The organism is Streptomyces sp. ADI95-17, from assembly GCF_003846175.1.
In the GTDB taxonomy this organism is placed as follows: Bacteria; Actinomycetota; Actinomycetes; order Streptomycetales; family Streptomycetaceae; genus Streptomyces; species Streptomyces sanglieri.
This window is the reverse complement of sequence record NZ_ML123048.1, coordinates 371272-373311: the sequence shown is the minus strand read 5'-3', so window position 1 is coordinate 373311 and position 2040 is coordinate 371272. Positions and strand designations below refer to the sequence as shown.

General features: G+C 69.9%; 2 protein-coding genes. One reads left to right on the top strand and one right to left on the bottom strand.

Annotation, left to right across the window (positions count from 1 at the left end; genetic code table 11):
* Window positions 1-52 precede the first annotated feature (52 nt).
* A complete protein-coding gene (locus EES42_RS24780) occupies window positions 53-1420 on the bottom strand; it encodes an FAD-dependent oxidoreductase (RefSeq protein ID WP_124720463.1) in 1368 nt (455 codons plus the stop codon).
* 258 nt (window positions 1421-1678) lie between these two features.
* Here EES42_RS24780 and EES42_RS24775 point away from each other — a divergent pair.
* A partial coding sequence (locus EES42_RS24775) for a PAS domain-containing protein (RefSeq protein ID WP_164495327.1) occupies window positions 1679-2040 on the top strand: 362 nt, incomplete at its 3' end.

Sequence of the window (2040 nt, the reverse complement as noted above, 5' to 3'; positions counted from 1 at the left end):
GCCCGGTCCGGCCGGCCGTGACGGCGGCCGGCCGGAAGGGTGCGCCGTACGGTCAGGAGCGCGGCTCGGAGGCGTCCAGCATGCCCTCGCGCTCCACGACCTTGATCCGCTCGCGGCCCTGCTCCTCGCCCAGCGCCCGCTCGTGCGCGTCCAGGCGGTACCAGCCCTCGCGGGTGGTGTAACGGACGCCACGCTCCTCCAGGAAGGCGGTGACGGCCTCCGGCTCGGGCCGGACGGGTGCGGGCAGCCGTCCCTCGGCCTGGTCCTCCAGCAGGCAGGCCACGGTCTCGTTGGCGTCACCCTTGGTGTGGCCGATCAGGCCGATCGGGCCGCGCTTGATCCAGCCCGTGACGTACACCGAGGGCATGTGCTCCCCGCCGTCGACGACGCGTCCCGCGGCGTGCGGGACGGTGCCGGAGACCACGTCGAACGGGAGCTTCGGGAGCTCCTGCGAGTAGTAGCCGACCGCGCGGTAGACGCTCTGCACGTCCCAGTCGGTGAAGTTCCCGGTGCCCTTGACGTTGCCGGTGCCGTCCAGCTCGGTCCGCTCGGTGCGCAGGCCGACGACCCGGCCGTCCTCGCCGAGGATCTCCACCGGGGACTCGAAGAAGTGCAGGAACAGCTTGTGCGGCCGGTCGCCGACATCGCGGATGGCCCAGTTCTCCAGCGTGGAGGCGACCATGTTGGCCTGCTTGTTGCTCCGCCGGGTCTCGATCGAACCCGCGTCGTACTCGATGTCCTCGGGGTTGACGATGACCTCGATGTTCGGCGAGTGGTCCAGCTCCCGCAGCTCCATGGGGCTGAACTTGGCCTGTGCGGGGCCGCGGCGCCCGAAGACGTGCACCTCAAGGGCCTTGTTGGCCTTGAGCCCCTCGTAGACGTTGGCGGGGATCTCGGTCGGCAGCAGTTCGTCCGCCGTCTTGGCGAGGATCCTCGCCACGTCCAGGGCCACATTGCCCACGCCGAGGACGGCGACCTTCTCCGCCTCCAGCGGCCAGGTGCGGGCCACGTCGGGGTGGCCGTCGTACCAGGAGACGAAGTCGGCGGCGCCGTGGGAGCCGTCCAGGGTGCTGCCGGGGATGTCGAGCGCGCGGTCCGCGTCGGCGCCGGTGGAGAAGATCACGGCGTCGTAGAAGGACCGCAGATCGTCCAGGTCGATGTCGTTGGGGTAGTCGACGTTGCCGAACAGCCGGAGCTGCGGCTTGTCGAGCACCTGGTGCAGTGCCTGGACGATGCCCTTGATCCGCGGGTGGTCCGGGGCCACTCCGTAACGGATCAGGCCGAAGGGGGCGGGCATCCGCTCGAACAGGTCGATCGAAACACCCGGTTCCTGGGCGGCCTCGGATTTCAGCAGCGCGTCCGCTGCGTAGATGCCGGCGGGGCCGGCTCCGACTATGGCGACGCGGACGGGGCGGGTCATCAGGTGCTGGTCCTTAGAACGTGCTGATGCGGGCAGTGCAGCTCAGGGTAAAGGTAAGGCTGGGCTTACCGTGCTCCACGGAACACCGTATCCGGTGCCGGCCCGCAACTTCGGGGCGGTTCGCCCTACGAGACGTCCGGGCCCGCCGCCCGGTGCCCGAAATGGCTTGAAGTGCACTCGGGTGGCGCGGGGCGAGGATTCGCCCGGCCGTGCGGGGTTCGCTCGAAGAATCGGACAAATGATGGCAGAGTGACCCGCATGGATGATCGGGTAGCGGGTGCCCTGTCACTCCCGGACGACTGGCCCGCCCACCCGGATCTCAGCCTCGCCCTGAACCGTATGGGCAGCTTCGACTGGGATCTCGACAGTGGCCTCATGCACATGGACCGGCCCGCGCTCGACGTGTTCGACCTGCGGGCCGAGGAGTACAACGACCGGCCGGAGTCGCTCGGGCAGCGGGTGCCGCCGGACGAGGGCGTGCGGCTGGACGCCATGGTCGCGCAGGCGCTCAAGAGCGGGCAGAGCAACTACGGCGCCTACTTCAGGATCAAACGGCGCGACGGCAGTCTCCGCTGGACCCACACCCAGGGCTTCATCCGGCGGGACGGGACCGGCCGCCC